At 69.2% G+C, this 21,827-nt stretch carries 15 protein-coding genes and 1 pseudogene; 9 read left to right on the forward strand and 7 right to left on the reverse strand.

Features of this window, described 5'->3' with window-relative positions:
* Positions 1-203 precede the first annotated feature (203 nt).
* Positions 204-1,325, forward strand: coding sequence for a PP2C family protein-serine/threonine phosphatase (locus OG254_RS05085; protein ID WP_405594847.1), 1,122 nt, complete (start codon positions 204-206; stop codon positions 1,323-1,325).
* 105 nt (positions 1,326-1,430) lie between these two features.
* Positions 1,431-1,673 carry a hypothetical protein gene (locus tag OG254_RS05090; protein WP_351185302.1) on the forward strand — a complete coding sequence of 81 codons (243 nt, stop codon included), beginning with the start codon at positions 1,431-1,433 and terminating at the stop codon, positions 1,671-1,673.
* A gap of 163 nt (positions 1,674-1,836) precedes the next feature.
* On the opposite strand, the gene OG254_RS05095 is transcribed toward OG254_RS05090, so the two are convergent.
* Entirely contained in the window at positions 1,837-2,295 is a 459-nt protein-coding gene (locus OG254_RS05095; RefSeq protein ID WP_405577657.1) for an SRPBCC family protein, read from the reverse strand.
* A gap of 412 nt (positions 2,296-2,707) precedes the next feature.
* On the opposite strand from OG254_RS05095, the gene OG254_RS05100 reads away from it, so the two are divergent.
* The 6 genes from OG254_RS05100 (at position 2,708) to ligA (ending at position 8,873) form a co-directional block, all read left to right on the forward strand.
* Positions 2,708-3,460, forward strand: a complete 753-nt coding sequence (locus tag OG254_RS05100; protein ID WP_405577659.1) for a hypothetical protein — start codon at positions 2,708-2,710, stop codon at positions 3,458-3,460.
* A gap of 131 nt (positions 3,461-3,591) precedes the next feature.
* Positions 3,592-4,839 carry a Dot/Icm T4SS effector Zinc-dependent metalloprotease LegP gene (gene legP / locus OG254_RS05105; RefSeq protein WP_405577661.1) on the forward strand — a complete coding sequence of 416 codons (1,248 nt, stop codon included), beginning with the start codon at positions 3,592-3,594 and terminating at the stop codon, positions 4,837-4,839.
* Positions 4,836-5,846, forward strand: a complete 1,011-nt coding sequence (locus tag OG254_RS05110; RefSeq protein ID WP_405577663.1) for an MvdC/MvdD family ATP grasp protein — start codon at positions 4,836-4,838, stop codon at positions 5,844-5,846. Before legP ends, OG254_RS05110 begins: the two co-directional genes overlap by 4 nt.
* Positions 5,843-6,184 (forward strand): YbaY family lipoprotein, encoded by a 342-nt coding sequence (locus OG254_RS05115; protein WP_405577665.1) that lies wholly within the window; start codon positions 5,843-5,845, stop codon positions 6,182-6,184. The genes OG254_RS05110 and OG254_RS05115 overlap by 4 nt, the downstream gene beginning before the upstream one ends.
* A 59-nt stretch (positions 6,185-6,243) precedes the next feature.
* On the forward strand, positions 6,244-6,705 hold the full coding sequence (locus OG254_RS05120) for a carboxypeptidase regulatory-like domain-containing protein (RefSeq protein ID WP_405577667.1): 462 nt from the start codon (positions 6,244-6,246) through the stop codon (positions 6,703-6,705).
* An 80-nt stretch (positions 6,706-6,785) separates the two neighbouring features.
* Positions 6,786-8,873 carry an NAD-dependent DNA ligase LigA gene (gene ligA, locus OG254_RS05125; RefSeq protein ID WP_405577669.1) on the forward strand — a complete coding sequence of 696 codons (2,088 nt, stop codon included), beginning with the start codon at positions 6,786-6,788 and terminating at the stop codon, positions 8,871-8,873.
* A gap of 211 nt (positions 8,874-9,084) precedes the next feature.
* Here the strand turns inward: ligA and OG254_RS05130 are convergent.
* The 4 genes and pseudogenes from OG254_RS05130 to OG254_RS05145 all read right to left on the reverse strand — a co-directional run bounded on the left by OG254_RS05130 (position 9,085) and on the right by OG254_RS05145 (position 14,814).
* Positions 9,085-9,509, reverse strand: a pseudogene (locus tag OG254_RS05130) (hypothetical protein).
* 121 nt (positions 9,510-9,630) lie between these two features.
* Entirely contained in the window at positions 9,631-9,984 is a 354-nt protein-coding gene (locus tag OG254_RS05135) for a VOC family protein (protein WP_147998739.1), read from the reverse strand.
* A gap of 168 nt (positions 9,985-10,152) precedes the next feature.
* The gene (locus tag OG254_RS05140; protein WP_405577671.1) at positions 10,153-13,425 is read right to left on the reverse strand and encodes a family 78 glycoside hydrolase catalytic domain; all 3,273 of its coding nucleotides are present in this window, start codon (positions 13,423-13,425) and stop codon (positions 10,153-10,155) included.
* A 267-nt stretch (positions 13,426-13,692) separates the two neighbouring features.
* Complete coding sequence (locus OG254_RS05145) at positions 13,693-14,814, reverse strand: PP2C family protein-serine/threonine phosphatase (RefSeq protein ID WP_405577673.1); 1,122 nt, start codon at positions 14,812-14,814, stop codon at positions 13,693-13,695.
* A 227-nt stretch (positions 14,815-15,041) separates the two neighbouring features.
* Between OG254_RS05145 and OG254_RS05150 the strand changes: the two genes are divergently transcribed.
* On the forward strand, positions 15,042-17,795 hold the full coding sequence (locus OG254_RS05150) for a SpoIIE family protein phosphatase (protein ID WP_405577675.1): 2,754 nt from the start codon (positions 15,042-15,044) through the stop codon (positions 17,793-17,795).
* 121 nt (positions 17,796-17,916) lie between these two features.
* Here the strand turns inward: OG254_RS05150 and OG254_RS05155 are convergent, their stop codons facing one another.
* Both OG254_RS05155 and OG254_RS05160 read right to left on the reverse strand, forming a co-directional pair.
* Positions 17,917-19,086 (reverse strand): hypothetical protein, encoded by a 1,170-nt coding sequence (locus OG254_RS05155; RefSeq protein WP_405577677.1) that lies wholly within the window; start codon positions 19,084-19,086, stop codon positions 17,917-17,919.
* A gap of 10 nt (positions 19,087-19,096) precedes the next feature.
* Entirely contained in the window at positions 19,097-21,814 is a 2,718-nt protein-coding gene (locus OG254_RS05160; protein ID WP_405577679.1) for a type II secretion system protein GspG, read from the reverse strand.
* Between the last annotated feature and the right edge of the window lie 13 nt (positions 21,815-21,827).

The raw sequence follows: 21,827 nt of genomic DNA on the forward strand, positions 1-21,827 counted from the left end.
CCGCCGCTTCGTCGCGGCGGGATCCATGAGCGGCCGTGGACAGATGCCGCAAGACTGGCATGTCCTCGACAAACAGGGAACGACGGGAATACGCCATACCGCATGCCTCCGCATGCCTTTGCAGGGGACCGGCAGCGCACCCTGTGAGGCGGGCGTTGGCGTCCGTGCGGGCGCCGGGGCCCGATGGGGTGTATCCAGAACGTATGGTTCCGAGAGGGCTCAAAGATCACCGTTGGTCACAGGAGCCACGTCACCCGCTGCTGGCGGTCTCGATCCTGATGATTGTGATCGTCACGGTGGTCGACATCCTGGCTCCGGCCAGCGTCCACCTCGGGCCGTTCCTGGTAGCCGCGCCCGCCGTCACCGCGTCGTTCGCCGGCCCCTGGACGACCGCCGGCGTCGGCGTGCTCGCCGTTACGGCCCAGTCCGTGGTGGCGGTGGTGCGCACCAGCCTCGTGGACCTGAACCACTCCTTTCAGCTGATCACGCTGATCCTGATGTCGGCGTTCGCGACCACGTTCGCCGCCCGGCGGGAACACCATGAAAGGGAACTGATGCAGCTGCGGTCGGTGGCGACTGCTGCGCAAGAAGTGGTGCTCAAGCCGCTTCCCCAGCGGGTCGGCTCGCTGCGCATCGCGTCGGTGTACCTGGCCGCCGAATCCGAGGCGCAGATCGGCGGCGATCTGTATGCCGCCGCTCGTACGGAGCACGGAATCCGGATCGTCATCGGCGACGTCAGGGGCAAGGGCCTGGAAGCGGTCGGGGATGCCGCCCTGCTGCTCGGCGCTTTCCGGGGTGCGGCCCACAGACAGGCAGATCTGCCGGCGCTCATGGCCTTTCTAGAGGGAACCGTCTCCTCGAACCTGGACGACCCGGCGGCCCTCGACGCCACGGCCGAGGATCGCGGCGAGGCGTTCATCACCGCCGCCGCGCTGGACATCCCGGACGACGAGCCGGTCCTGCACCTGATCAACTGCGGGCACCCCCCGCCGCTGCTCCTGCATCGCGACCAGGTCAGGCCCCTCGAAGTCCGCCACCCGGCGCCGCCCCTCGGTCTCACCGAGTTCGTGGAAACCGAGCTCACCGAGGAAGCGTTCGCCTTCGAACACGGCGACATCGTCCTTCTCTACACGGACGGTGTCATCGAGGCCCGTAACGGCGAGGGCACGTTCTATCCGCTCGCCGAACGGGTGGCGGGCAGGGCCGGCCATGGTCCCGATGCTCTCCTCGCCCACCTGTGCAAGGACCTGCTGCGGCACGTCGGCGGACATCTGGGTGACGATGCCGCCATGGTGGCGATCGAGCGCGTGTCGCGGCCCTCCTGAGGACAGGGATTCGCGGATACGGCCCCGACTGTCCTGACTGCCACGCCGTTCCCCCAAAAGGACGGGACAGAAGATCCTGATGCCGCTCGCCTCGTTGAGCCGGGCATGAAGATCATCACTGCCGCCGCACTCGCCGGAGCAGCCCTCCTGGCCGCCGCGCTCCCCGCCTCAGCGGACGACGGGCCCATTGACTTCGGCATCTTTCAGGGTGTCAACGACACCAAAGGCTCAAACTCCACGGACACAAGCTCAACCTGGAGGCAGGCCGACAGCGGGACGAGCGGAGGCGTGCCGAAGTCGGCCCTGGGAATGCTGGTGGACAACCTGACGTGGCCCGACCAGCAGTGACCCACGTGCTTCAGTCGCAAGTCCGGCTCCGAGGTGGCCGGGTCATGGCACCGTGACCCGGCCTCCTGGCTATCCCGCTATCGGCAATCCGGCTATCCGGCTATCCGGCTATCCGGCTATCCGGCGGTGGACGCCCTGCCTGGCCGGCTCGTCAGAGATGCGGTCAGTTCGAGACGATCGCCGCTTCAGCTGCGGCCTTGATCCGAGCGCCGAAGTTGTCGGCGTCCTTGCGGGCGGCACCGAGCGCCAGGCCGACGAGGAGCTTGCCGATGCCGTGGCCTTCCAGAACGTTGTAGATACGGACTCGAGTCCTGCCCTCGCCGAGCCGCTCCAGGTCGTAGCCGCCTTCACTGGCCGTAACGGTGTTCTTCGACACCTCGGCCCACCGAAGCTTCACCGGGGCTTCGAGGTCGGTGACGCGGAACTCCCTGGACGTCTTCATCCCGGCATCCTTAACAGTGCTGCGGAAGATCGTTCCCACGGCGGTCGGGGTCTCGGGAACGCGCTCGATCTTGAGTACGCGGGGGCTGAACTGCGGATCGTTGCGCCCGTCGGCGAGGTACTCGAACACCGCCTCGACAGGTCGATCCACCTCGACTGTCGCTTCAAACTGTCCTGACATGAGGACTCCTCAATCGCTTGAGCCGCAGCGTGCCCGCGACTCCTGAGCGAGACGTCCGCCGGACCGCTGGGGCCGCATGACAGCAGGCTCGCCGGGCCATGGGCGGAGCGCTTCGTACGCACGCGAAGAGCCGCGCCGCCCGTCCTTTCGTGGCGGCAACGCGACTCTATGGGGCGACTGGGCATCTCGCGAGGCGAACGGCACCATCCCGGACGGAGTTGGGGGGTATCCGGAAGGACGGCAGACCGATAACGGCCCACCTCCCCGCACCGTCCTCGGGCCGCCTGCCTTCGGACTGCGACCCGAGGACGGTGCGGATAGCCTGGATTGAGCTGGCTTGATCTGGATGCATGCGCACCTGGGATCCCGAACTAGTACGCGACAACGTCCAAAAGCGTGCGGGAGCGAAGCGATGGACCTCTTGCCGGTCGAGATCAAGGTCAACATCGAGGGTGACGTTGCGGCGGCACTGTCGGCCCTGGACGCGTCGGGCGGTGCGAAGACGACGCGTCGCATCTGGTTCGCCGAGGACCGGGAGGGCGTCGCCGAGGGGCAGGTACCGCTCCTGGTCGGCGGCGTGATCGTACGGTTCAGGGTGGGGAGCGGTCCGGGCGACCTGACGGTCAAGTTGCGTCCGTGCAACCGGGAGCAGTTGGTCGGCCGGTTCGCCGCTCCCTTCGAGGCGGAGCCGTTCACGTACAAGATCGAGGCGGACTGGTCGGGGACAAACCGTGTGCTGGCCGCGTCCCTGGTGCACGATCACCAGTCGCAGACGCTGTCGGGCGCGGTGGAGCCGGGGGGCGATCCCGCCTCGGCGATCGACGAGGTGCAGGGCCAGTTCCTGCACGCCTGCGCTCCCGCTGTCCGACTCGACGGGCTGGTCGCACTGGGGCCGATCCTGTCGACGAAGTTCGACGACGTCCAACTCGACGATCTGGACGTGGACTTGGAGGCGTGGTCGGTCGCCGGTCTTGAATTCCTGGAGGCGTCGATCCGGGTGAAGCCCAAGGATGGGGACGCTCCCGAGGACCTCACGGCGCGGGCCGAGCGCAAGCAGCAAAAACTGAAGGACGCGATGCTGGCGAGCGGAGTGAACCTCTCCGAACATTCCGAGAACAAGACTCGACGCGTCCTCACCGCTTTGGCGCAGGCACATCAGAGCTGAGCATGTGTCACCCGCGGTGGTCACCCGCTTGGGCGCGCTGAGCGAGCGAGGTGCCGCGCGACGCGGAGAGGCTGGCTGGCAGCGAAGCCTTTGTCCCGAGGCTTCCCTCCCCGCTGCAGTGAAGGTGATTCATGAACGCCGACCCGTCGGACTCCTCCCGCCGCACAAGGAAGGCCCCCGCCCGGAGCAAAGCCGCGGCCAAGAAGACGACCCCTGCCAGAAAGCAGGCAGCCCGCAAATCCACGGCCTCCCGCAAGGGTGAGGGCAGCGGCGAGCTTCGGTCAGGGCCCATCGCGGGAACCGCGCTGGTGGGCGGTACGACGTTTCGTTCCAAGGCCCTGCGCTACGCCGAGGTGGAGGGCCTGGCGATGTTCGAAGGCGACATCGTGCTCGGAACGGTGGAGGAACTGGGAGCACAGTCCGACAGCGGGCCGGTGCTCGCGTCCATCGGAATCGTGCCGTCCGAGCAGGGGCAGCAGCGACGCTGGCCGAACGCGACGGTGCCGTTCGAGATCGATCCCGCCCTGGCCAAGCGGGAACGTGTCACGGACGCCATCGCGCACTGGCATTCACGCACCCGCATCCGGTTCGTCGAACGGACCGCCGCCAACGCCGCCCAGTTCCCGGACTTCGTGCGCTTCGTGCCGGGCAAGGGATGTTCCTCGCACGTGGGTCGACGCGGCGGCCAACAGAGCATCACGCTGGGCCCCAACTGCTCCACCGGCAACGCCATCCACGAGATCGGCCACACGGTGGGGCTGTGGCACGAACAGAGCCGCGAGGACCGGGATCAGCACGTCACGATCGTGTTCGCGAACATCGAACCGGACATGCAGCACAACTTCCTTCAGCAGATCGCGGACGGCGACGACCTGGGACCGTACGACTTCGGCTCGATCATGCACTACCCGGCGACGGCCTTCGCGATCGACCCGAACCAGCCGACCATCATTCCCCGCGAGTCACTCCCGCCCGGGGTGACGATGGGCCAGCGCACGGGCCTGTCGCAGGGTGACGTCGACGGAGTCCACATGATGTACCCGGCCGCGCAGTCCACGTTCAAGGAAGTGGCCAAGGATCCCGTCGTCGACACCACCTTCAAGGAGGCGGCGAAGGACCCCGTGGGCGACGGGCCGCACAAGATTCCCGGGCTGGACATCATGAGCCCGCCGGCGTTGACCAGTCCGTTCGTGCTGGCCACACCCCACCAGTCACCGATGATGACGGGCCAGCCGGATGGAATGGCCGAGCAGGTACGCCAGTTGGGCCAGATGATGGCGTCTCTGCAGCAGGGCCTGTCCGCGGTGCAGGCGAGCTACAACCTCCTTCTGGCTCAGGCAGGCGCCCAGTCCCTGGTCGGCGCCGGGCAGCCTCGATGATCCTGGTCGTCTCGCACGACGAGGACCACGCCCGCGCGGTAGTGCGCCGATTGGAGGCGGACGGGCGTGAGGTGGTCCGTCTCGACCTCGCCGACTTCCCCGCCCGCGCCGAGATCACTCTCGACTACGCCCGGGCCGGGGAACCGGTCTACACGGTCCGAACGCCGACGGCCCACGCCCGGCTCGACGGGTGCCGTGCCGCTTGGTGGCGGCGCGTGCGCCCCTTCACCGTCGACGAAGGCCTGGGCACGCTCCGGGACCAGAGCTTCGCGATCAGCGAGACCGGCCAGGCTTTGCACGGCCTGTTCCACTCACTCAACTGCACCTGGGTCAATCCGCCGGCGCTGGACGGGATCGCCCACCACAAGCCCTACCAGTGGGAGGTGGCACGCCGCCTGGGGCTCACCCTGCCTCGCACCCTGGTCACCAACGATGCGGGGCGGGCCCGGCGTTTCATCCAGGAGACAGGCGTCGGCCGTACCGTCTACAAGGCCTTCATCGCCTCCGCCGGCGCATGGCGGGAGACCCGGCTCGTCCGCACGGAGGACCTGGCGGCCCTGGACGCCGTGCGCTACGCGCCTGTCATCTTTCAGGAGTACGTGCCGGGGACCGATCTGCGGGTGACCATCGTGGGCGACCGTGTCTTCGCCGCCGAGATCGATGCCTCGCAGACCAACTATCCGGTGGATATGCGCATGGTGGTTCACGAAGCTCAGGTACGACCGGTGACTCTCCCTTCGGCGATCACCGATTGCCTGCTCCGTTTCATGCGCGCCCTGGGGCTGGTGTACGGGGCCATCGATCTGCGTCGGCGTTCCAACGGGGAGTACCTGTTCCTGGAAGTGAACCCGGCGGGTCAGTGGTTGTTCGTGGAGGAACGGACCGGGCTGCCGATCACGGCGGAGGTCGCCGCGCTCCTGGCTCATCTCGACGGACGTGAGCCCACACCGGCCGCGGTGGCAGGGGCGGCAGGGGCGGCAGGGGCTCTGCTGGGTGAGGTGCGGTGACGGGCACCGTAAGCGGTCTGGTGGCCCTGCCACCCGACACACCGACCGGAACGGCAGCGTCCGTCCTGGTGGAGGTCCGCGACGTTTCCCTGGCCGACGCGCCGTCCATCGTGGTCGGGGCACAGGTCCAGACGGACGTCCCGCTGACGCCGGGAGGCCGTGTGCCCTTCAGTGTGGACGTGCCCGAACTCGACCCCGCCGTCACCTACGGGCTCCGTATCCACATCGACCGCTCAGGAAGCGGAACCGTGGAATCCGGCGACCTCCTCAGCACTCGGGCCATCCCCGTCCGAACAGACTCCGCGGAAGGGCTGCAGGCGCCGGTCAGCGTCGTGTGAGCCCACCTCTCCACGAAGGTGAAGAGGCGCTCCTATGGACACAGAGGGAGGAGACATTCATGCACGGCCAGGTAAGAGCCATCACCACGAAGCAACCCATCCCCATGATCAAAGTCAGCGTCTACCGTGACCTGGTTCTCGTCGAACACACCTTTACCGATACTGAGGGGCGCTACGACCTGGCGATTCGGGCCGGAGACATGGTGACCGTACGGTTCGACACCCATGAAACGCTGAACAACGCCCACGCCTGGCACCCGTCCGTGGTGGCCAATGCGATGGCCGGCGACACCGTGCCCTTCGACCGCTGTCTCCTCCCCACCGGCCATGCAGCCGCTGAGGATTCGGCCGTGGACGCCCTGAGCGGATATCTCTTCGCCGCGGCGCTGTGGACAGATGCAGAGCAGAACGCTGCCTACGCTCATGCGGCAGCCTCTCGTTTGTCCAGCCTCAAACTGACGAGCAGGGCACTTCAGGAGATCCAGCAACGGCTCGTCGACCACTTCCAGGCGCCTTCCTAAGTAGCGTCGCGTCCGAGGACGCCCGGAGCGGCCCGCTTGCTTCGGGGCCGTTGTCAGTGGTGGCAGGCAGGATGAACTGCATGACGACAGCAGTTGCAGAGATCATGGATGCCGCCGCCTACGCACGTGCGGTCGAGGACGCGGTGAAGGCTGCGGCCGCCTACTATGCGGGCGGCACGTCGCCTCTGGACGACGAGACCTACGACCGGCTGGTGCGCGGCATCGCGGACTGGGAGCACGATCACCCCGATGAAGTGCTGCCCGATTCGCCGACGGGGAAGGTGGCCGGCGGCGCTGTTGAGGGGGATGTCCCGCACACGGTGGCGATGCTGAGCCTGGACAATGTGTTCTCGCCCGAGGAGTTCACCGCCTGGACCGCTTCTCTGGCCCGGCGCATCGGCCATGACGTGGCCCGGTTCAGTGTCGAGCCGAAACTCGACGGGCTCGCGATAGCCGCCCGCTACACCGCCGGCCGGCTGAGACAACTGATCACCCGCGGAGACGGGACGGCCGGGGAGGACGTCTCGCACGCGATCGGCACCATCGAGGGCCTGCCCGAGCTGCTGGCCGAGCCGGTCACCGTCGAGGTGCGCGGCGAAGTCCTTATGACGACCGCTCAGTTCGAGCACGCCAATGAGGTGCGCACCGCGCACGGCGGGCAGCCGTTCGCCAATCCGCGCAACGCCGCGGCGGGCACCCTGCGTGCCAAGGACCGCGAGTACACCGTGCCGATGACGTTCTTCGGCTACGGCCTGCTCCCCCTCCCCGACACCGAGGAGGCACTGGCGATTCGGCTGGGCGAGCTCGCCCACAGCGACCTGATGGCGCAGACCGCCGCGTTCGGGGTGAGCACCACCGCCACCACCACCGCGCCCGGCATCACCGCCGACAGCGCCGAGCAGGTGCTGGCCCGGGTGCAGGAGATCGCGGCGCTGCGTGCCGAGTTGCCGTTCGGCATCGACGGGATCGTCATCAAGGCCGACCTGGCCCAGGATCAGCAGTCGGCCGGCTCCGGGACCCGCGCCCCGCGCTGGGCGATCGCCTACAAGCTGCCCGCCGTCGAGAAGATCACCCGGCTGCTCGAGGTCGAGTGGAACGTGGGCCGCACCGGCATCATCGCCCCGCGCGCGGTCCTGGAACCGGTCGAGATAGACGGCTCCACCATCACCTACGCCACCCTGCACAACCCGGCCGACATCACCCGCCGCGACCTGCGTCTGGGCGACCACGTCATGGTGCACCGCGCCGGCGACGTCATCCCCCGCATCGAAGCCCCGGTCGCGCACCTACGCACCGGTGACGAACAGTCCATCGCCTTCCCTGAGGCATGTCCGCGGTGCGGCTCCGGCATCGACACCAGCGAGCAGCGCTGGCGCTGCGAAAACGGGCGCAACTGCCACCTGGTGGCCTCCCTCTCCTACGCCGTCGGACGCGACCAGCTCGACATCGAGGGCCTCGGTCACACCCGCGTCGTCCAGCTCGTCGACGCCGGCCTGGTCTGCGACCTCGCCGACCTGTTCACCCTCACCCGCGAGCAGCTCCTCGGACTGGAACGGATGGGCGAGACCAGCACCGACAACCTCCTCGCCGCACTCGCCACCGCCAGGACCCGGCCCCTGTCACGTGTGCTGTGCGCGCTCGGCGTGCGGGGCACCGGCCGGTCCATGTCCCGCCGCATCGCCCGCCACTTCGCCACCATGGACGCCATCCGCGCCGCCGACGCCGAATCGATGCAGCAGGTCGACGGCATCGGATCCGAGAAGGCCCCGTCCATCGTCGCGGAACTCGCCGACCTTGCCCCGCTCATCGACAAACTCGCCGCGGCCGGAGTGAACATGACCGAGCCCGGCGCCACCCCGCCCACGCCCGCAGAGGTCGGCGCCGGCCACCCTGCTGAAGGTGCGGAGCCTGCCGCGGGGCCGCTGGCGGGAATGACCGTGGTCGTGACGGGCGCGATGACCGGAGCGTTGGAGAAGCTCAGCCGCAACCAGATGAACGAGCTCATCGAACGGGCGGGCGGCCGCTCCTCCTCCAGCGTCTCCAAGAAGACCACTCTGGTCGTCGCCGGAGAGGGCGCCGGATCCAAGCGGGCCAAGGCCGAAGATCTCGGTGTCCGCCTGACCGCACCGGCCGAATTCGCCGTGCTCATCGCCGACTTCCTCGAGTGACCAGCCTCTTTCGTGGCGAGAATCGACGTTGTCGGGACGGAGCGCCGCACGCAACGATGCCGGTATGGGGATCACGGGGGAGCCGCGGCCTCAACAGACCAGAGACGCGGCTGAGTTCGTCGCGGCGCTGCGCCGGCTCAAGGCTCGCTCGGGGCTGACCTACCGGCAGCTGGAGGAACGCGTAGCCGAGCAGCGTGAGGTGCGGAGTCGGTCAGGGGTCCATGGGTGCATCGTCCGGCTCTGCCAGGGTGACGCGCCGGTAGGCGGCTCGCGCGTGGGCCAGCCGGGCGCCTACCGTCCCGACTAGTGCCGCTATGTACAGACAGGTGAGCCAGAACGCGTCGCGGGATCCGGCCCAGGTGAGCGTGCCCACGGGCGGAACGGCGAAGGCGTTGAGGATCAGCCAGCACAGGAGGGCCGTGCCGGGGGCGGCTGTGAAGCGTGCGAACAGGCCCAGCAGAGCGGCCAGCAGGACAGCGCCGGCAGGGCAAGTTCGGGCCGGTCGATTCCCACGAGGGTATTGAGGAGCGCCACGAGCAGCAGCGCTCCGCCGAATGCCGCTGCCCGCACGAGAGGGGTGGCCGCTGGGCGGGGCACGGGCCTCGCTCCCGTGGTGATTAACGCCCACTCGATCATCGCTGACGGCTCCTTCCGGTTGTCCCGCTCGCCGGCGGCAAGGCACCACCCCGCTCCGCGGGGAGGAAAGTTCACCGGGATAGCAGACCGGGCGTGGGCGGCGAGTACCGGAGCCGGTCGTTCAGGCCGGCTGCCACAGCTCGACGCGATGGCCCTCGGGATCGGTGACCCAGCCGAATCGGCCGACACCCTCCATGTCCTGTGTTTCCTCGTCCACGTCCGCTCCCTTGGCGCGCAGCTGCGCGAGCATCGCGTCCAGGTCGCGGACCCGGAAGTTGAGCATCGTTTGCTGGGCGCGGGACCCGAAGTAGTCCGTCTCGGACTCGAACGTCGCGAACACCGTCAGCCCGGCTGCCTGCTGCCACAAGCCGTGCTCGTCGGCGTCCAAGCCCAGGCAATCGCGATACCACGCGCTCAGGGCCGCCGGGTCGGCAGCGCGCAGGAAGTATCCACCGATTCCAAGCACACGTTCCATGCCGCCATCCTGCCAGGGCGGCGATCGGGCGGCCCGGCACCACACCATCCGGGCCGCTTCACTCCCGATCGACTTCGAGGAGTGGCCGGCCGACCTCGCGGGCCGGACCAGCACCACTCCCCCGCGCTTACGAACCGCAGCACCGGCTCAAGCCGAAGCGCCCTGCCGTCAGCTCGTGAAGCGCCAAGTCCCGTGCGCCACCTGGTAGATGGCGAACCCGGGCTCGGTACGCAGATGCCGGGCACCGTCAGGTGCCGTCACCTCGTCCCGGGCGGCCGTGGGGACATGGACCTCCGCGACCGCACCCACCGGCACCCGCACTTCCATCGTGAAGCCGGCATCCGTCTGTGCCCAGGAGACGCCCGCGGTTCCCCGGACGGTGCGGATCGCCGTCCGGGCCCAGTCCACGCCGGTCCGGGCGTCGGGCCGCACGGAGAACGTCGCGTAGCCGGCGTCGCCCGGGCGCAGTCCTGCCACGTTCTCGTAGAGCCACTGGGCCACGGTGCCCTGGAAGTAGTGGTCGCGAGAGCGGGAGTCGAGCGGCCACATCTCCCACATGGTGTCCGCGCCGTTGTCGTGCCAGTAGCCCCAACCGGGGTAGGTGCGCTGGGTCGCGACCGCGTGGGCCAGGTCCGGCCGTCCCTGCGCGCACAGCACCCGCAACAGCACACTGGTGCCCAGCGCACCCGTGTTGAGGTGGTGTCCGCGGCGTTCGACGTCCCGTACCAGGCTGTCGAAGACCGACGTGCGGGCGCTGTCCGGCACCAGACCGAAGGCGAGCGGAATCGCGTTGGAGGTCTGCCGGTAGTCGGGGTCCTTGGCCGTCCGGTAGTAGCCGTCCGCGCCCAGGAACTCCGCGTTGAGGGCTGCTTTGAGCTTCTCGGCGGCCTCCCGGTAGCGCGTCGCCACGTCGTCGGCGTGCAGCACCTCGCCCATCTCGGCGGTCGCCAGCAGCGCCCGATGGAGGTAGGCGGTCGCGGTCAGCCGCGTGTCCTCCGGGGGGTTGCCGCCGTAGCCGGGGGCGAGGTAGTCGCCGAGTGCCGTGACGGCGAGGCCGTCGCGCAGCCGGGACAACTCCCAGTCCAGGTAGCGGGTCAGCGTCGTCCAGTGCTCGCGTGCCGCCCGCTCATCGCCGTACACCCGGTAGAACTCCCGGATGAGGAAGGGGTACACGGTCGTCCACTCGGGCGAGGGCCCGAGCTCGCCGTATCCCCAGCCGCCGCTCGGCACGATCACGGGCAGCTGACCGTCCTGCGTCTGGCTGTCGGCGAGGTCGCCCAGCCACTTGGAGAGCATGCGGTGCATGGCGAACGCGTAGGTCATCACGGGTGTGCCGAGCTGGGCGTCGCCGGTCCAGCCGTTCTTCTCGTACATCGGGGTGTCGGTCGGAATGCCGTGCATGTTGTTCAGGACGGTCCGCCGCATGGCCTGGTCGAGCCACTCGTAGAAGGGCTCCGAGCAGGCGAAGGAGCTGACCTGGTCCAGCGGGGTGTGCACGAGCCGGCCGAGGATCTGGCGGGCGTCGGGCGTCTCGGGAAGGCCGCTGATCTGGACGTACCGGAAGCCCTTGTAGGAGAAGGAGGGCTCCCAGCTCTCCTCCGCACGGCCGGCGCAGATGTACTCGTCGCGCTGGAAGCGGCCGGGCACGTGCGACGTCTCGGCCGACACGCTTCCGTCGGGCTTCAGTTTCTCGCCGTAGGTGAGCTGGAGGCGGGTGCCCGCGGGGAGGTTCCCGACCGTGATCCGGGCCCAGCCGGACATGGTCCGGCCCATGTCCACCAGGTGCACCTCGGGGGCGAGTCGGGTGATCCTCTCGGGGTGGAAGGAGTCGATGATCTCGATTCCGTCGTGCGGCTGCGCCCGCAGGCGTCCCTTCGGCGCGCCCTGCACCTCGGCCGGACGCCAGGCGGAGTCGTCGAAGCCGGGCGTGGTCCACGGGCCCGGTTCGCGCCGGGCGTCGTATGTCTCCCCGGCGTAGAGGGAGTTGGAGAGCGTGGGTCCCTCGGTGATCCGCCACTGGTCGTCGGTCACGAGTGCGGTGCGGGAGCCGTCGGGGTGCTCGACCTCCAGGCGGGCGATGAGGCGCGGCTCCGAGTGCCATGGCGGCCGGTGCCAGTTCCAGACGTTCGGGGTGGTCATGCCGAAGAAGCCACGGCCCAGGCTCACCCCGATCGCGTTGCCGCCACGGCGCAGGAGTTCCGTGACGTCGTGGACGGTGTACAGCACGGTCTCGTCGTAGTCGGTGAATCCGGGGTCGAGCACCTGGCGTCCCACACGCCGGCCGTTGATCTGCGCCTCGTAGTAGGCCAGGCCGCTGATGTAGAGCCTGGCCCGGCTGATCCGGCCCGGTATGTCGAACTCCCTGCGCAGGAGCGGGGCCGGCTGCTCCGGCATGGCGACACTCACTCCGGTGCCCCAGGGGCCTTGGCCGTAGGGGGCGAGCACCACCGCCGGGGGCCACGCCGAGTCGTCGAACTCCGGTTCCTGCCAGCCCTGTTGCTCCGTCTCCGTCGCGCGCCATCCGGCGCCGCTGAGGAGTTCGTACGTCCGCCCCGTCGACGTCTCCACCCGAAGGCGGACCAGCAGCCCCGCGGGGTTGACCGAGGCGCCGGCGCGGTTGGTGGCCGCGGCGGCGAGGACGACGCCCGTGCCGGCGGCCGCGGCCTCCCGCACTTCCCGCGTCACGTCGGCGGTCCGGCCGCTTCTCCAGCCGTCCTGCTGCTGCGGGGCCTGCACTGACGGGTGGCCGTTGAGGTACAGGGCGAAGTCGTCGTCCGCGGTGGCCACGACGGTCGCCTTCACCACCTCGGCGTCCTGCGGCACGTCGAAGTGGGACCGGAACCATCTGGTGCCCACGGGGGCGTTCTCCAGGCTCGCTCCGGTTGCCCAGATCCACGACGCGCCGGTGAAGTCGAGGGGCGTGGGGGTGTCCACACCGATCCAACTGGCGCCCCACTCCTCCGGCGACAACGTTGTCTCCCACCAACGGGGTGCACTCCAGGCCGACGCCTCACCCCGCCCGTCCCACACCCTGACCCGCCAGGCGTACCGAGTGCGCGGCTCCAGGGCCGGTCCGCCATAGGCCACGCCGACGCTGTTCGCGGACATCACCTTGCCCGAGTCCCACACCGGCGATCCGCCCCACCCTGTCCCACCGGTGGTGACCTGTATGCGGTAGGCGCTCTGCCGTGCACCCTGCCCCGGGGACGCCAACTCCCAGGCGAGCCGGGGGTGAGCCACATCGGTTCCGAGGACGTTCTCGGCGTACTCCACGGTCGTGCGCGTGACGCGAAGGCCGTCGGTTCCGCCTCCCCCGGAGCCCTGCGACCCGCCGGTCGGCACCCCCGATGCGGGAGTCGCGGCGGAGGCGACGGAAATTCCGGCGCCCACCGTTCCCGCGGTGGCGCGAAGAAAGGTCCTGCGGTCCCAATGTCCGGGCATATCCACTCCCTTGCTCACTGTGCATTCCAGGAATGAAACGATTCAACGAGCTCTCATTCGCATCCTATGAGCGAGCCATGTCCGGCTACAAGACTCGGGAGGCGCCCTGTCGGTGATCCGGCGCGAATTCCCGACACCAGGTTCCAGCCGGGCACCGACCGGGGAGAGGGGCAGAGCAGACCTCTTGCGCCCACCCTCGACACGACCCTCCTCAAGGGCTGGTACGAGCAGCACGCCAGGTGATCCGAGGCGCGCGGCCGCGAAGACTCAGCCCTCCAGGCCGACGGCTCCCCGGTCCTGCGCGGCGGAGCACCTCAGCGCGAGGGCCGCGATGTCGTCGTCGAGCCTTCCGCCGCTGTGCTGGAGCAGATCCAGGTGCAGCTGGTCGAGCAGTTCGCGGGGCGGCTCCGGGTCCTGCCGCCGCATCCAGTCCGCCAGCGGGAAGAACTGGCCGCCGTGGTCCCGGGCCTCCGATACGCCGTCCGTGTAGAGCAGCACCTGGTCACCGGGGGCGAGGGCGACGTCGTCGACCCAGTAGCGGTCACCGATGAGCGCCGCGAGGTTCAGGGGCGGGGAGGGGACGGTGGGCTCCAGGACCCGGATCTTCCCGCGGTGCGCGATCAGCGGCGGGGGGTGCCCGCAGTTGAGCAGTCGTATGCGGCCGCCGCCGTGCGGGATCTCGGCGAGGAGAGCGGTGGCAAAGTGCTCGGGCTGGTCCTGGGCGGGAAACGCGGCGCTGTGGCGCGTGACGGCGGTCTCCAGGCGGTGGACGATGCCCTGCAGGTCGGGCTCGTCGTACGCGGCCTCCCTGAAGCAACTGATCACCGCCGAGGCGGCCCCCACCGCGGACAGGCCCTTGCCCCGTACGTCGCCTATGAGCAGCCGGACCCCGTGCGGCGTACCGATCGCCTCGAAGAAGTCGCCGCCGATCCGGGCCTGCTCCTGGGCGGCCAGATACAGCGACTCGATCTCGACGTCCTCGATGCGGCGGGGCAGCGGGCGCAGCAGCACCTTCTGGGCCGCGTCGGCGACGAGCCGGACCTGGAAGAGGATCTCCTCTCGCTGCAGTCGGACATGACTGCCGTAGGCGGCCGCCAAGGTGACCGCGATGATCGCGGCCGCCGTGTACTGCGTCCCCAGATCGGTGTAGAAGAAGCTGAGGACGATCATCAGCGCCAGGCAGAACGCCCCGAGCAGCATCGTGGGGAGTACGGACCACATCGCGCCGGCAAGGGCGGGGGCGGCCGGCAGCAGGCGGCTGACCGCGATCTCCCTGGGTGTGGAGAACGCGAGGCCGGCGATGAGGACGGTCAGGACCACGGGTGACAGCCGGGCAGCTTCCCATCGACCGCTGTAGGCGGGGCGACGGCGCCACAGCCGTGCAGACATGATCACAAAATGCATCATATCGACCTAAACGGGCACTGCATCATGTCGGCCGGAGCGGGCATCCGGCGCGGGAAAACGATGCGCCGCCCGCGAGAATCCGCGGCGGATGACCATGCCCGCAGGGGCTGGGGCCATGCGGCGTACGGCCCCCCGGACGCCCGAGGTCGGCCGGGCAAGGATCGGGCGGGCCCCTGGCCACTTGGGATCACCGATGTTAAAAAGGTCGCATGGCGAATCGTTTCGCCCGTTTTCCACGTCTATCGGTCAGGCGCCTGATCAGCAGAAGCACGCGGAGCGTAGCCGGGCAGGTGCTGGTTTTCCAGGTGGCTCTCGTAGTGCTGCTCGTGGCCTGCGGCGTCTTCGCTCTCATCCTGCAGTCGGAGCGGGACAACAGCGCCGAGGCCAGGCGCCGCTCGACGGCCGTGGCGCAGACCTTCGCGCACGCGCCGGGCGTCCTGGCGGCATTGCAGACCCCTGATCCGAGCAAGATCCTCCAGCCGCTCACCGAGGCGGCACGCCGAGCCGCCGGTGTCGACTTCATCGTGGTCATGGACACCAAGGGCATCCGGTACACGCACCCCCTGCCGGACCGCATCGGAAAGCGCTTCGTGGGCGAGATCGGGCCGTCGCTGGCGGGGAAGGTCTATGTGGAGAACGTCAACGGCCCGCTCGGTCGCGAGGTGCAGGCCACGGTCCCGATCGAGGACGCCGACAGCAAGGTGGTGGCCCTCGTCTCGGCCGGGATGAAGGTCAAGAACGTCGAGAGCCAGCTGGCCCGGCAGCTCCCGATCATCCTGGGCGCCGGGGCCGGAGCACTCGTGTTGTCCACCGGTGTGACGGCACTGGTGGGCAGGCGGCTGCAACGGCAGACGCACAGCCTGGGCCCGGACGAGATGACCCTGATGTACGAGCACCACGACACGGTGCTCCACTCCGTGCGGGAAGGTGTGCTGATCGTGGCCGCCGACGGGCGGCTGATGCTGGCGAACGACGAGGCCAGACGACTGCTGGAGCTGCCCCCGGACGTCGAGGGACGGCTGGTCACGGAGCTGCCGGGCCTCGATCCCGAGACGAGGGCGCTGCTCGCCTCCGGGCGCGAGGCCACCGACGAGGTGTACCTCGCGGGAGAGCGGCTGCTCGCGGTCAACCAGCGGCCCACGGACCGCGCGGGAGGCCCCAAGGGCATGGTGGTGACGCTGCGCGACTCCACCGAGCTGCAGGCGGTGACCGGCAGGGCGGAGGTGGCACGGGAGCGGCTCAGGCTGTTGTACGACGCGGGACTGCGCATCGGTACCACCCTGGACGTGCTGCGCACCGCCGACGAGCTGGCGCGGGTGGCCATTCCGCGCTTCGCGGACTTCGTCACCGTGGACCTGGCCGACGCCGTCCTGCAGGGCGAGGAGCCTGCCCCCACGGCGACGGACATGCGACGCGCGGCCGTGTCCGGCATCCAGGACGACCATCCGCTCACCGAACTGGGCCGGCTGTTCGCCTATCAGCCGGCCACGCCCCAGGCGCGCGGCTACGGCAGCGGCCGCTCCCAGTTGGTGAGCGATCTGCCGACCGCCACGGGCTGGCGCGTACAGGACCCGGGGCGCGCCAAGGCGATCATCGACTACGGAATCCATTCCCTGATCACCGCCCCCATCCAGGCCCGCGGCGTCGTGCTGGGCATGGCCAATTTCTGGCGTGCGCAGCAGCATGATCGCTTCAACGAGGAGGACCTGTCGCTGGCGGAGGAGCTGGTGGCCCGTGCCGCGATCAGCATCGACAATGCCCGCCGCTATACCCGCGAGCACGCCCTGGCGGTCACCCTCCAGCGCAGCCTGCTGCCACAGGCCATGCCCGAGCAGAACGCCCTCGACATCGCCTACCGCTATCTCCCGGCCCAGTCGGGCGTGGGCGGAGACTGGTTCGACGTGATTCCCCTGCCGGGGAGCCGGGTGGCACTGGTCGTCGGCGATGTGGTCGGCCACGGCCTCCACGCCGCCGCCACGATGGGACGGCTGCGGACCGCGGTGCACAACTTCTCGGCCCTCGATCTGCCCCCCGACGAGCTGCTCAGCCATCTGGACGACCTGGTCGGGGGCATCGATCAGAACGAGGCGGCGGAGAGCGCGGCGGGCGTCGTGGGCGCCACCTGCCTGTACGGGATCTACGACCCCGTGACGCGCAGCTACGTCATGGCGCGTGCGGGGCATCTGGCGCCCGCGCTGGTCCAGCCCGACGGAACCGTCACCTTCCCGGACGTGCCGGCCGGTCCGCCCCTGGGGCTCGGCGGCATGCCGTTCCAGACGGCGGAGCTGCGCCTCGACGAGGGAACCCAGCTCGTCCTGTACACGGACGGCCTCATCGAGGACCGCAAGCGCGACCTGGACGTGGGCATGGAGCTGCTGCGCGACGCGCTGTCGGGACACCCCGGCCGGTCGCCCGAGGAGACCTGCAAGGACGTGCTGGAGAGCGTGCTACCCGAGCGTCCCAAGGACGACGTCGCCCTGCTCGTCGCCCGCACGCGGGAACTGCCGCGCGACCGGATCGCCGACTGGGACGTACCACCGGAGCCGGCCGCCGTCGCGGGGATGCGCGACGCCGTGTCCGAGAAGCTCGAAGAGTGGGACCTGTCGGAGTTCGGCTTCACCATGGAGCTCATCCTGAGCGAGCTGATCACCAACGCCATCCGCTACGGCGCCGGGCCGATCCATGTGCGGCTGATCCGCGACCGGACGCTGATCTGCGAGGTGGCCGACTGCAGCAGCACCTCGCCGCATCTGCGGTACGCCGCGACGACGGACGAGGGAGGCCGGGGCCTGTTCCTGGTGTCCCAGATGGCCGAGCGCTGGGGCACCCGGTACACCCCGCAGGGCAAGGTGATCTGGGCCGAACAGGCCCTGCCCGACACCGACCGGCAGCCCGACCCGACACCGGCCGACGCGGACACGTCGCCGGACGCGGAGGCAGCCGAGCCGTCAACGCCGACTTGAGCGCGGCGGCGATCAGCCGGGTCTCGTCGACGACATGTCGCCCGGTGAAGCCACGCCCACGCACTCCGCTCACGACCGGCCGACGGGACCCCGCGCCAAACCCCGGCCCGGCATCACCGGATCAGCGATTCCCCACGACCCCGGCAACACCCCCCGCGACCCCGGCAGCCAGCGCGGGCCGCAGGGCCATTTGCGCCTTCTCGATGAATTGGGCGACCTTCGACGCCCCGTCGGCATAGCGGACCGCACTGGCCAGCTGCGGCGCGTCGGCCGCCGCACCCGCGGTTCCCGCCACGTCCGCCACCGCCGCGGCCGCTCCCGCCGCTTCCGTCGCCTCCGCGGCACCCACGGCGAGGGGTACCGCAGCGGGCCAGGTCAGCACCACGAGCGTGACGATCAGGGCCGCGCCCAGCCCGATGGCGAGCCACTTCTGCAGTTCCCTGCGGTCGGCGGCGTTGTCGTCCCAGTACTGCTGCATCGCGGGCAGCAGCACGAGCTGGTGCTGGTTCTCCAGTTCGCGCAGCCTCCGGGCGACTCTCCTCAGCACTTCGACGGGGACACCCTGGGGCAGCGGCGTCGAGTGGATCTCGTACAGCACCAGGCCGTCCTTGCCGATGCCGTCCGGACGGAACGTGGGCTTGTAGCAGATCCACTCGAACTTGACGCCCCCGGGAGCGCCGGTGGCGGGCTGGGTCGGGACGAGCGGGTAGTACAGCTCGTTCCAGTACGGTCGCCAGGTCGAGCGGCGTACGTCGATCTGTGTGGGGGCACCGATGCCGACCAGCCCACTGCGCTGGACGGCGAGCATTTCCTTCAGTGCCTCGCCGACGACGTACCGGTTCAGGGTGTCGATCTTGTGCTGGACGTCCTCGACCTCGGCGTCGGCGGCCTCACCGACCGTGGTCACCTCGACCAGTTCGAGGATCATGGTCGACCCCTCGATCCGGACACCGAGCATGTCCGAGCGCAGCCGCCCACCGGCCCGCTGCGACGTGATGTTCTTCTTCAGCGCCTTGCGACTGAGCACATTGCGGTACTCCGCCTGCATCCACTTGACGAGGATCGCCATCGCGCCACGGAACCGCTTCGTGTCCAGGTAGCTGATCTCGCTGATCACCTCGGAGTCCGGGTAACGCTGCTTGAAGTACCTGGTGAAGCACTCCACCATGTACCACTCCGCCGTACGCGCCTCCAGATCCATGCGCACCCGATCGATGCCGCCCTTGCCGTCGGCCCCGACCTTCCGGGTCGGCAACGAGCAGTAGCTGCCGAGCAGTTGGATGTCCGCCATGGCTGTCCCGCTATCCGTTGTCGCCGAAGTCGGAACCGACCTCGATGTCGAGGCCGCTGCAGGGGGTGTACTCGAACCAGGTCCCGACGAGATTTCCCTCCGCGTCGGTGGAGATGTCCCGCCCTTCGTCGGTGCCGCCCGCCGACGTGTCCGCTCCCTGGCTGGAGACCACGAACGGCGCGGTCCGCCCGGGGTTCTGGTAGAGGTACGGCTTGCCCCAGGGGTCGGTGACGGTGAGGTTCGGACGGGAGTCGAGCAGCACCCGCAGCCCCTGCCTGGTGGTCGGGTAGTACTCCGGTTCGATCGGCGCTCCGCGCCACGTCGGGTCGTCCTGCTGCTTCGCCTTCTCGGCGTACTTCTCCAGGGCGTCGACGATGAGGCCGATCTCGCGCCACGCGCGCTGCTGGTTCACCGTCAGCAGCGGCCGGGCCCGGGCGGCGATGTCGGGATTCGCCGGCGGGATCCCGGGATAGTTGGTCCGCGCGTAGGCCTCGATCTCCTGGGCGATGCTCATGTACGGCGGGTCCTCGGGATCCGGCGATCCGTCGCCGTCCAGGCGGCCGGTGGACATCAGCCGGGAGAAGGCTCGCTCGAATCCCGGACGGATGGGCAGGACCACACGTGCCGCGCCGGCCCGCAGGAACTCGCGGCGCAGCGGGTCGGGGTGCCACAACAGCCGCTTGACCTCGGCGAGCTTCTCCGACCCCCAGAAGTACGGGTAGAGGAAGTAGAGAACGTTCTCCCACTCGACGGCCTGGTGCAGGAACTTGACGAACTCGCCGAACTTCCTGATCTTCAGCCACACATCAGCGCCGATGGGAAGGGCGGACGGATCGATGTCGTCGGTCCAGGTCGGCGTGCCGTTGGTGCCCAGTGCCGCGAGCACCGCGTCGATCTCGTCGGGTGCCGTGTCGAAGTCGCTGCCGAAGAGCCACTGCAGGGACCGCTTCATCAGCTCCTCGCGCTCGGCACGGCGCAGTGTGAGGGTGTCGTCCCGGTTCAGTTCCGCCAGGAGTTGCTCGCGGCGGTCCCGCAGCCGCTGCTGGAGTGTGTAGTACTGCTGCTCGGCGGCCTCCCGCAGCTTCTGCCAGGTGTCGAGCTGCCAGGCGCCGTATGCGTGTGTCGACAGCCGCAGGGTGGCGGCGAGCCTGAAACCGGCCCAGCTGACGTTGCGGTGGGTGTACTGGATCGAGATGTGGCCGGCCTTGCCGTTCAGGTGCGCCAGCGCGGACTGGTAGCGCCCCTTGAGCTCCTCTCCGACGGGGGTCGCCGTCACCTGCGGGGCCTCGTCGCCGAGCACGTCGAAGCGGGCCAGTTCGGCGGGCCGCCATCCGTAGTAGTTGACCTCGAAGAGGGTCGGGACGAGTTCGTAGCCTTCCGGCAGGTCGATCTGCCAGGACTGGTACCGGGTTTTCACGGCGTCCCCCTCTTCGATGATGGAGGGGAACTCGTAGGTGTAGTCGGGCGGATTGAGGTTTTCCGCCGGCGGCGCCGTGACCGGTGCCCCGTAGCGTGCCGCGAGCGACATCCAGTTGTGGCGGGCGATCTGGTCGATGCCGAAGGGGAACTCGTAGGGGGTGGCGAGGGTCTTGTCGATCTCGGCGAGTTCCATCAGCTGACGACGCAGCGCGCCACCCGGGTCGGGCACGACCAGGTCGTACGTCATGCGCAGGCCGTAACGCATGAGGTCCACGCGCCACTTGCGCATGATCCGGTAGTAGTCGATGCGCATCACCCGGGTGGTGTTGTTGGTGATCACGCGGGCCGCCTCGTCCTCCTCGCCGCGGCGTGTCTCGGTCCGGAAGGAGACCTTGTGCTCCTTGCGCGAGCGGGAGGACGCCTTGGAGGTGATCTCCGTGGCGTGCTTGGTGCTTGCCTGACGCGACTCGTGGTCGGAGGTGGACACGCCGTAGTTCAGGGTGCTCGTGACCGACACCGTGCCGTAGCTCCCGCTGGCCGTGACCCCGAAGTTGAGGTTGGTGTCGCGCTTCGACTCGTTGGCGGTGGACATGGCCACGTCCGTCTTCTCGGCCACGCCCTTCTCGGCGTACGTCTCCAGCTCGTCCGTGACGATCCTGGACAGTTCCTCGCTCTGCGTCGACCACTCCTTGTGGCTCACTCGGGCGGTCTCGCCCGGAGCCATGGGGATGGTCGAGACGAGTTCGCCACGTTCGAGGCCCACCGGCTGCATTTCGATCCGCTCGAGATGCAGCCAGCCGACCGGTTGGATGCCGGCCTCCTCGATGAACCGGTCGACCAGAAGGCCGACGTCAGATGCGTCGGGCTGTTCGGTAGCGAACGGAGCCGGGGCCGTGCTTGGGGGCCCGGCATCGGTGGCCCGGCTGTCCGCCGCCGGATCGGCCGCCGTACTTTTCGGCTCGCGCAGGTCCGCGACGACTCGGCCGAGGGCTGCCAGCGTCCGGGGATCGATACCCCCGTACAGCCGGGCGGTGCTCGCGACGGCTGCCGGGCCCCGGTCGACCAGCGATGGCGCGATGGTCTCCAACGCCTCGGAGAGTTCGGCGTGTTCGCCCGGCAGCCGCTGCGCCATGGCCTCGATCTCCGGCCGGGTCAGGCGCAGGGATCTCATGAAGTTCAGCTTCGCGAACACGGACATCGCCGATCCCGGCCCGGTGCGCACACCGGGCTCGGCAGGCACGGCGGACGGGACGGGTTGGGTGTAGGTCGCTTTGAGGATCGCCCGGGTCGAGTTGGTGAGTCCGGTCATGCCTGTTGTCCCC

This window comes from Streptomyces sp. NBC_01092, from assembly GCF_045039535.1.
In the GTDB taxonomy this organism is placed as follows: Bacteria; Actinomycetota; Actinomycetes; order Streptomycetales; family Streptomycetaceae; genus Streptomyces.

Excerpts from the sequence above, each read along its gene's own strand:
- OG254_RS05090 (WP_351185302.1), top strand. The coding sequence starts at position 1,431 with ATGAAGATCATCACTGCCGCCGCACTCGCCGGAGCAGCCCTCCTGGCC.
- OG254_RS05140 (WP_405577671.1), bottom strand. The coding sequence starts at position 13,425 with ATGCCCGGACATTGGGACCGCAGGACCTTTCTTCGCGCCACCGCGGGA.
- OG254_RS05120 (WP_405577667.1), top strand. The coding sequence starts at position 6,244 with ATGCACGGCCAGGTAAGAGCCATCACCACGAAGCAACCCATCCCCATG.
- OG254_RS05150 (WP_405577675.1), top strand. The coding sequence starts at position 15,042 with ATGGCGAATCGTTTCGCCCGTTTTCCACGTCTATCGGTCAGGCGCCTG.
- OG254_RS05135 (WP_147998739.1), bottom strand. The coding sequence starts at position 9,984 with ATGGAACGTGTGCTTGGAATCGGTGGATACTTCCTGCGCGCTGCCGAC.
- OG254_RS05155 (WP_405577677.1), bottom strand. The coding sequence starts at position 19,086 with ATGGCGGACATCCAACTGCTCGGCAGCTACTGCTCGTTGCCGACCCGG.
- OG254_RS05160 (WP_405577679.1), bottom strand. The coding sequence starts at position 21,814 with ATGACCGGACTCACCAACTCGACCCGGGCGATCCTCAAAGCGACCTAC.
- OG254_RS05110 (WP_405577663.1), top strand. The coding sequence starts at position 4,836 with ATGATCCTGGTCGTCTCGCACGACGAGGACCACGCCCGCGCGGTAGTG.
- ligA (WP_405577669.1), top strand. The coding sequence starts at position 6,786 with ATGACGACAGCAGTTGCAGAGATCATGGATGCCGCCGCCTACGCACGT.
- OG254_RS05145 (WP_405577673.1), bottom strand. The coding sequence starts at position 14,814 with ATGTCTGCACGGCTGTGGCGCCGTCGCCCCGCCTACAGCGGTCGATGG.
- legP (WP_405577661.1), top strand. The coding sequence starts at position 3,592 with ATGAACGCCGACCCGTCGGACTCCTCCCGCCGCACAAGGAAGGCCCCC.
- OG254_RS05095 (WP_405577657.1), bottom strand. The coding sequence starts at position 2,295 with ATGTCAGGACAGTTTGAAGCGACAGTCGAGGTGGATCGACCTGTCGAG.
- OG254_RS05100 (WP_405577659.1), top strand. The coding sequence starts at position 2,708 with ATGGACCTCTTGCCGGTCGAGATCAAGGTCAACATCGAGGGTGACGTT.
- OG254_RS05085 (WP_405594847.1), top strand. The coding sequence starts at position 204 with ATGGTTCCGAGAGGGCTCAAAGATCACCGTTGGTCACAGGAGCCACGT.